Annotated in this window: 5 protein-coding genes; 4 read left to right on the top strand and 1 reads right to left on the bottom strand. The window is 70.8% G+C overall.

The window, feature by feature from the left end; translation table 11 throughout:
* Positions 1-128: 128 nt before the first annotated feature.
* Complete coding sequence (gene eccCa / locus ACF08M_RS20085) at positions 129-4,064, bottom strand: type VII secretion protein EccCa (protein WP_392186601.1); 3,936 nt, start codon at positions 4,062-4,064, stop codon at positions 129-131.
* Positions 4,065-4,341: 277 nt separating this feature from the next.
* Here eccCa and eccD point away from each other — a divergent pair, with 277 nt between their 5' ends.
* From eccD to ACF08M_RS20065, 4 genes are all read left to right on the top strand, one after another.
* Positions 4,342-5,724: a type VII secretion integral membrane protein EccD gene (gene eccD, locus ACF08M_RS20080; protein WP_392186600.1), complete on the top strand. Its 1,383-nt coding sequence runs from the start codon at positions 4,342-4,344 to the stop codon at positions 5,722-5,724.
* Positions 5,725-5,841: 117 nt separating this feature from the next.
* A complete protein-coding gene (gene eccB / locus ACF08M_RS20075; protein WP_392186599.1) occupies positions 5,842-7,284 on the top strand; it encodes a type VII secretion protein EccB in 1,443 nt (480 codons plus the stop codon).
* Positions 7,285-7,548: 264 nt separating this feature from the next.
* Complete coding sequence (locus ACF08M_RS20070; RefSeq protein ID WP_392186598.1) at positions 7,549-7,896, top strand: hypothetical protein; 348 nt, start codon at positions 7,549-7,551, stop codon at positions 7,894-7,896.
* A gap of 91 nt (positions 7,897-7,987) precedes the next feature.
* Positions 7,988-8,287, top strand: coding sequence for a hypothetical protein (locus ACF08M_RS20065; RefSeq protein WP_392186597.1), 300 nt, complete (start codon positions 7,988-7,990; stop codon positions 8,285-8,287).
* Positions 8,288-8,320 lie beyond the last annotated feature (33 nt).

The raw sequence follows: 8,320 nt of genomic DNA, 5'->3' as shown, positions 1-8,320 counted from the left end.
AGGCGTCGCGTCGTGAGGGCCTTTCCGGTCGCCGGTGCGGATGTCGCAATCCGCACCGGGCCGGAAGGCCCTCACCCATTTCGCGATCACTCAGTCGTGACCCCGTCACCAACCTCCGTGGACAGCCCTCAGGGGCTTTCGGGATCCGGGTCCGGCAGCAGCGGGGTCTGCACCTGCACCACACCCCTGCGCGTGATCAGCTGTGCCCGGCCCGGCGGCAGCTGCCTCGGCTTGGTGTCGTTGAACAGATATCCCTCCGAGGGCGGGCAGGAGAGCAGCGCAGCAGGCGTGTTGACTTCCAGCAGACGGCGCAGCAGCGGATCGTTCATCGCCCGCGCCGCGCCGTTGGCGCTGCGTGCCACGATCAGGTGCAGACCGAGCTCCGCGCCCTGCGCGAGGTAGTCGAGCAGCGGTCCGAAGTGGTTGCTCATGTTGCCGCCGGACACCATGTCGTAGTCGTCCACGACCAGGAAGACCTGCGGGCCGCTCCACCAGTCCCGCCGCTTCAGCTGGGTGGGCGAGATGTCCGCGCCGGGCAGGCGCTCCTTCATGGCCCGTGCGACGCCGTCCACCGCTTGCTTGAGTACGTCGACGGAGACTGCGTAGCCCAGCCGGTGCGACTCGGGGACGCTCTCCAGCAGCCCGCGCCGGTAGTCGATCAGCAGTATCCGCGCCTCGGCGGGGGTGTAGCGGTCGGCGACCGCCTGGCAGACCGAGCGCAGCAGGTTGCTCTTGCCGGTCTCCGCGTCGCCCACCACCACCAGGTGCGCCGTCTGTGCGAAGTCGTGCCACATGACGTCGAGCTGGTTGCCCTCCAGGCCCAGCGGCAGGCGGAGATCGCCGTCCGCGCCGACCTCGGCGTCGGGCAGCTCGGAGGGTTCCAGGACCGCCGGCAGGGTGCGGACCGCGGGTGCGGGCGGGCCCTGCCAGTGCTCGGCCACCTGGGCCACCGCGTCGGCGACGCCCGCCCCGAGGTCCGAGGAACTGTCGCCGCCGTCCAGCCGGGGCAGAGCCGTGAGGAAGTGGTGCTTGGAGTCGGTCATGCCTCGGCCGGGCGACTTGGGGATGGTCGCGGCGGCCCGCATGTTGATCATGGAGTCCATGCTGTCGCCGAGCCGCAGCTCGAAGCGGGTGCCGAGCTGGTCCCGCAGCGCAGTGGGGATCTCCGACCAGCGGCCCGCCGCCACGATGAGGTGCACACCGTAGTTGAGCCCCCGCGCCGCCAGCGCCGTGAAGGTGTCCATGATGTCCATGAAGTCCTGGCGGATCGTGCCCCAGCCGTCGACGACGAGGAACACATCGCCGTACGGCTCGTCGGGCATCTCACCGGCGGCCCGGCGGGCGCGCAGCGTCGCCATGGAGTCGATGCCCAGCTCGGCGAACTGCTTCTCGCGCCGGGCCACCAGCCCGTGCACCTCGGCCAGTGTGCGCTGCACCCGCTCCAGGTCCAGTCGGCCCGTCACACCGCCCACATGCGGCAGATCGCGGAGCGAACCGAGTGAACCGCCGCCGAAGTCCAGGCAGTAGAACTGGACTTCGCGTGGCGTGTGCGTGAGCGCGAGCGACATGATCAGGTCGCGTACGAGAGTGGACTTGCCGCTCTGCGGACCGCCCGCGATACCGACGTGCCCGCCCGCGCCGGACAACTCGGCGACCAGGGGTTCGCGGGTCTGGTCGAAGGGCCGGTCGATGATGCCCACCGGCACCGTCAGCGTGCCGTGCAGTTCGGGATCGATGGTGGTGAGACCCCGCTCGGCGTGCGGCTCCACGCCCATCAGCAGGACGTCCAGCGACAGCGGGCTGTCCAGCGGCGGCAGCCAGACCCGGTGCGCGGGCCTGCCGCCCTCCCGCATCCGGGACACGGCCAGCGCGAGCAGGGACTCCTCGCTCTCCTCCGCCACCGGCTGCGGCTCCGGGTCGGGCGCGGGGAGCCGGGGCGCGGTCCACTCCGTGCGGTACGGGACCACCTGACCGGCGACGGCCGACGCGCCGACCCTGCGGACCCCTTGATAGGGCCCGGAGACGTACGCGGCCTTGAACCGGACCAGGGTCCCGGTGTCCTTCTTGAGGATGGCGCTGCCGGGTACGGAGGGCAGCTGGTAGGCATCCGGCACACCCAGGACGCCACGGCTCTCCATCGAGGAGAACGTCCGCAGCGCGATCCGGTACGACAGATGCGACTCCAGCTGGGTCATCCGGCCCTCGTCCAGCCGCTGCGAGGCGAGCAGCAGATGCACGCCCAGGCTGCGGCCGAGCCGTCCCACCATCACGAACAGGTCCATGAAGTCGCGGTGTGCGGAGAGGAGTTCGCTGAACTCGTCGACCACCACGAAGAGCGTCGGCAGCGGTTCCAGGCCGGTCCCCGCCGCCCGCGCCGTCTCGTACTCGAACGCCGACGTGTAGTTCCCGGCGCTGCGCAGCAGTTCCTGGCGGCGCATCAGCTCACCGTGCAGGGCATCCTGCATGCGGTCCACCAGGGAGGACTCGTCGGCGAGGTTGGTGATCACGGCCGAGGTGTGCGGCAGACCGTCCAGGCCCAGGAACGTGGCGCCGCCCTTGAAGTCGACCAGGACGAAGTTCAGCTTCTCCGAGGAGTGGGTGAGCGCCAGCGCCAGCACCAGGGTCCGCAGCAGCTCCGACTTGCCGGAACCCGTCGCGCCGATCAGCACGCCGTGCGGGCCCATTCCGCCCTGCGCCGCCTCCTTGATGTCCAGTTCCACCGGGGTGCCGTCACCGGCCAGCCCCAGCGGCACCCGCAGCCTGGCCCGCTCGCTGCGGTCGTCGCGCACGGCGTCCAGATCGACGGTGTGCAGGTCGGGGAGGCCGAGCAGGGTGGTCAGCTGCACGTCCGAGGTGAGCGCCTCACCGTTGTCCGTGGTGATGCCCATCCGGTAGGGGGACAGCAGCGTGGCCAGTGCCCTGGCCCGCCGGGGGCCCAGCACATCGGGCCTGCCGAGTGCGGACGTGGTCTCCTTCCCCGACCGGTCGGTGCTGACCAGCTCCAGCCGCTGCCCGGCGATCCGCAGCCGCAGGGTGTGGCGGGACGGACGCCAGGGCAGGGAACCGGACACGTCCAGCGTCACCGTGTTGCGGTAGCCGTCGGTGGCCAGCCGGGAGTCGGCGGGCGTCCGGGCGCTGTCCAGGACCACGACGCAGTAGGGCTCCTCGGTGCTCGGGACGGCATCCGTCTCGAAGGCGGGCCGACCGGTCAGTTCCTCGCCGAGCAGCGATTCGAGACCCAGGACGGAATCGGTGACCAGCCGCACCGGGCCCCCGCCGTCGACGTCCGTCGGATGCTGGGCGTGCGGCAGCCACTTCACCCACTCCCAGGCGTCCCGGCGGTCATGGTCCGCCAGCACCACGATCCGCAGGTCCTGCGGCGCGTGGAACACACTCAGCTGCGCCAGCAGAGCCCGCACCATCGCGTGCGCGGCCTCCCTCTCCGCCTCCTCGGACTGGAGCAGGACGCGTGCGTAGGTACGCAGATAGAGCGCGACCGGCTGGTCGGGCACGGTGCCGTACGCCTTGATGAAGCGCCGCAGGGCGTGCGCGGACAGCGGCTCCAGATCCTCCACCGGCTTGGTGCTCAGTGGTGTCAGCTTGGTCGCCAACTGCTGCTCGCCCAGCGCGATCCGCACCTCGGCGAAGTCCGCGTGCGCCGCCCGCCGCTCCCACAGTCTGGCCGTCGGCACCAGGCTCCACAGGGACGCCGGGTCCGGGTGGGACCACGCCTGCGCCTCCCGCTGCTGGGTGATCACCTTGCGTACGCGCCTGCGGCTGATCGACAGGTACCGCATGTAGTCGCGCCGCTCACCGAGCAGCGCCCGCTTGCGGTCCCCGGAAGCCCGGACGATCTGCGAGACCAGCATGCCGACGGCCGACAGCGCCATCAGGCCGATGGCGACATACATCATGGGGCCGCCGCCACTGCCGGGACGCAGGAAGATGAGCACCATGCCGAGCGAGCTGAGCGCCATCGGCATGTACGTGATCATGTTGCCCATCGCGCTCTGCGTCTCCGGCACCGTGGGCGGCTCCTGGAGGCTCAGTTCGCCATGGGGCATCTCGGGGCCAAGACGCCGGGGAGGCCTCTTGAAGAGGACCACGCTCAAAGGGAATCGCCTTCCTGAGGGGTGCCGGCGGTTGCCGTGACGCGTCTTCTGGATGACGGAACGTCAAACGCCTGCGGTACGGCCGACGGTGCGGGAACGCAGGCCGCGGGGCGGGTGGGGGCGGTACCGACGATCTTGACGGCACCCCACAACGTACAGACTGCACGCACAAGTTAATGTGATCAATCTGACCGCGTCGACCACTGTCCTGGAAGGCGATGAAACGCGCTTGACCGACATATCCGCGGCACCTCTGTGCCGCCTCACGGTGCTGACGCCCGACCGCTCCGTCGAACTCGCGGTACCGTCCGACATCGTGCTCGCCGATCTGCTGCCGACCATCGTCGACCACGGGGGCACCGACCTCTACGAGCGTGGTGCGCAGGCGGGCGGCTGGGTGCTCCAACGCCTCGGCCAGGAACCCCTCGACGACGAGAACACCCTCGGCGACCTGGGCCTGCACGACGGCGAAACGGTACATCTGCGCCTGCGCGGGGACGCCCTCCCCGAGATCCACTACGACGACCTCGTCGACGGACTCTCCAGCCGGCTGCGTGAACGCTCCGACTCCTGGCGGCCGGTGTGGTCGCACCACCTCATGACCGCGCTCGCCCTGTGCACCCTGGCCACCGGCCTGCTGCTCCTGCTGCTGCCCGGTTCCACGGGGCTCAGAACGGTCTGCGCGGCGGCGACCGCGGCCCTCCTGCTGGCCGGTGCGGCGGCAGCCTCACGAGCGGTCGGCGACATCGGCGCGGGCGCCTCGCTCGGCGCGGCAGCCGTTCCCTACCTCGCCCTGGCCGGAGCCCTGGTACCCCAGGGAGCCGCGTCCGACGCAGAACTGGGCGCCCGGCTGCTCGCGGGCTGCTCCGCGGCGGCCGGTGCCGCCGTGTTCGCGCTGGCCGCCGTGGGCGCGTGCGCCCCGCTGTTCCTGGCCGCCGCCCTGGCCGCGGTTCTCGGGGCGATCGGCGGAGCCGTGATGCTCTGCGGCGTCCCGGCCACCGGCACGGCCGCCCCGCTGATCCTGGTGGTCGTCCTGCTGGGGCACTTCCTGCCGTCCCTGGCGTTCCGCCTGTCCGGACTGAAGGTGCCGCTGCTGCCCACCAACGCGGGCCAGCTCCAGGAGGGCATCGAGCCCACCCCGGACGAGCGGATCGCCGCCCGCAGCGCCGTCGCCGACAGCTACCTCACAGGTCTCTACGTTGCCACCGGGCTGGTGGCCGCGGGCTGCCTCACGGTGCTGGCGTTCGAGACGTCCTGGGCGCCGCTCGCCCTGGCCTTGGTCCTGTGCGCGCTGATGTTCACGCACGCACGGGGGATCGGCGGCGCCTGGCAGCGGCTCGCCGTCGTCCTGCCGGCCGCCTACGGTTCCGTACTGCTGACGGTGCAGCTGGTCCTGCGGACCGACGACGGGACCCGGCCGCTGCTGCTCGCCGGTCTGCTGGCCGTCGCGGCCGCGCTCGCCATCACGGGCTGGACGCTCCCCGGCCGACGCCTGGTGCCCTACTGGGGGCGCGCGGTCGACCTGCTCCATCTGCTCTTCGCCATCGTTCTCGTCCCGCTGGCCCTGCTCGTCGCCGGTCTCTACCAGTACCTGCGGGGCCTCAACAGCTGAGCCCGCTGTCCGGCGTCCGCCGCCGGACAGCGGGCGGTTCCCGGGGCCCGGCGGCCGAAAGCCCCGGTGTCCCGGGCCCTCGCGCGCCGGGCCGATGCCCGGTCGGAAAGGCAAGGAATGCAGTCCAGGCGGGACCAGGTCCACGCGCACATGTTCGTCATGAGCCGACTGTCACTGGGAATGCTCCGGGACGACCCGGACGCCCCCGAGTCCGCACACCGGCGGACCACGAAGGGTTTCATCATCGGCCTCGTGGTCGCGACCCTGGCCGCGCTCATCGTCGGGGTGTACGGGCTGGTGGTGCCCGGCGGCTCGAACGCGTGGAAGGCCACCGGAACGCTGGTGCTCGACGAACGTTCGGGAGCCCGCTACCTCACGCTCGACGGAGTCCTCCACCCGGTCCTCAACGAGACCTCGGCCAGACTGCTGGCGGGTGACCGGATGAAGGTGGTGAGCGTCAAGCCCGCCTCCATCGAGGACGCCCCGCGCGGCGCGACCCTGGGCATCGTCGGCGCGCCGGATCCGTTGCCGCAGGCGAGCGCGCTGAGCCGCGAGGCCTGGTCGGTGTGCGCCACCCGGCCCGACGCCGCCTCGGAGCCGCTCCTCACCCTGGCCGTCGGCCTGACCGCCAAGGGCAGGCCCGTCACCTCGGACGGGGCCACCCTGGTCCGTACCGTCCCGAGCGGCACCACGTACCTCCTCTGGCACGGCACCCGGATGCGGCTGAACACCGCGAACTACGCGCTCCAGGCGCTGGGTTACGACCCGGACGGGGCGTATCCGGTCCCGGACGCTTTCCTCAACGCGCTGCCGCCGGGCCCGGATCTGGCGGTGCCGGAAGTGGCGGGACGCGGCAAGGCGGGTCCGTCGCTGGCCGGCCGCCCGACACGGATCGGGCAGCTCTTCGACGGCTCCGGCGGCCACTACCTGCTGACGGAGCGCGGGTTGACCGAGGTCACCGCGCTGGAGGAGGCGCTGCTGAAGGGCGATCCGCGTACCCAGCGGACCGCCTACGCCGGAGGAGCCGTCGCCCTGCAGAAGATCGGCCCGGACGACCTGGCGCGCCATCAGGACCCGAAGGCGACCCGGCTCGTGGGAGCCGGGGGCGGTACGGTCCCGACCGGTCTGCCCCGGCCCGGTCCGGTCGGCGCGGGCGAGGGCGTATGTGCCGTCGTCGGCACCGCGGACGGCAGGCCGACGGTCTCGGTCGTCCTGCCCCGCGCGGCTGCGGTGGGGGGCCGGGCGGTCTCCAACCAGCCCGGAATCACGGCGGGTTCCGGGACCGCCGACATGTTCGCGGTACGTCCGGAGGGCGGTGCCCTCGTCACGGCACTCTCCTCGGCGGGCACCGGCACGGCCCACTACCTGGTCACCGAGTCGGGTGCCAAATACCCGGTCCCCGGGGGCGAGAAGGGACTCCAGCGGCTCGGGTACCGAGTCGATCAGTCCGTGCCCATCCCGTCAGGCGTCCTCGGGATGCTCGCGTCGGGGCCCGCGCTGGACGACACGGCCCTGCTGGCGCAGGGACTCGTGGAAGCCCCGAAGGACACGACACCCTGATAGCCGATTGCCCTCCGGCTTAAGGGAATTGAGGTTTCTTTGAGGATAGGAGCACCGGGAGGCATGCGCTTTCTCCGGCGTTTCCGCAGCTCACACACGTATCGAAGATGAACTCTAAGATTATCGGGGCACGTTCGCACCAAGATCCCGTACGGCGTATTAGCCTGATGATCCGTCGACTACCGGAGCGCCTGATTCCCGGTGGCCGGCCTGCCGTGCGCCCGTGGCGCCGCCAAGTTCCCGCAGTGTCCAGGAGGACCCCCCATGCCTGATGTCTCCGGCTTCAACGTCAACTCGGCCGACGGCCTGTCCAACGATGAAACAGCGATGCTCGAGACGCTGAAGACGCTGGACCAGCATCTTCGCGACATGGATGATGCGGGCCGCAAGGTCAGGACCATCCAGGGCCAGGTGCGGAGTGCCTACCAGGCCGTTTCCTCGGAGACCCACGCGGCGGGCATCGACGAGTGGCTCAGGGCGCACAGCCGGGTCATGGAGCGCACCCAGTTCTTCCGGGAGGGCACTGCGATGGCCAACCGGCTCCTCACCGACGCCGAGCACGAGGCGACCGGCTACGCCGCCGGTATCGCCGGCACGATCAACCCCGGGTGACCTTCCCCGGCTCTCTCCCCGCCTTTTCTTCCCGGCTCCCTCCCCGCCTTTCCTTCCCCGCTCTCTTAACTGCCTCACGAGGAGTTCCTTCATGACCGTCAAGATCAGCCACCAAGGGGTCCTGGACGCCATCAAGAACATGGACGCGGCCCAGCAGGAGATGAAGGAGGCGCTCGCCTGGATGGAGAAGAACTTCGGCGCGCTGCGCGACACCCTGAACGGTCAGACCCGTACCTCCTGGGAGGAGTTCCAGGCGGAGCTGGCCCGGATCAAGCTGCAGCTCGACGAGCAGTACGGGGTGGCCCGGACAACTCTTCAGCGCATGCACTCCCGGCAGATCGACGGGGACCTCGACGGCGGCCGCGGTCTGAACAACCTCCAGGGCAGCTGACCCGACCGACCGAATCGACTTGTGAGGTGTGAG

The organism is Streptomyces sp. NPDC015032, assembly GCF_043080425.1.
Taxonomy (GTDB): domain Bacteria; phylum Actinomycetota; class Actinomycetes; order Streptomycetales; family Streptomycetaceae; genus Streptomyces.
The sequence above is the reverse complement of the archived record's forward strand: the minus strand, read 5'-3'. Positions and strand labels throughout refer to the sequence as shown.

Bases quoted from the DNA above. Each gene is read 5' to 3' on its own strand.
- ACF08M_RS20070 (WP_392186598.1), top strand. From the start codon at position 7,549: ATGCCTGATGTCTCCGGCTTCAACGTCAACTCGGCCGACGGCCTGTCC.
- eccB (WP_392186599.1), top strand. From the start codon at position 5,842: ATGCAGTCCAGGCGGGACCAGGTCCACGCGCACATGTTCGTCATGAGC.
- eccCa (WP_392186601.1), bottom strand. From the start codon at position 4,064: ATGCCCCATGGCGAACTGAGCCTCCAGGAGCCGCCCACGGTGCCGGAG.
- ACF08M_RS20065 (WP_392186597.1), top strand. From the start codon at position 7,988: ATGACCGTCAAGATCAGCCACCAAGGGGTCCTGGACGCCATCAAGAAC.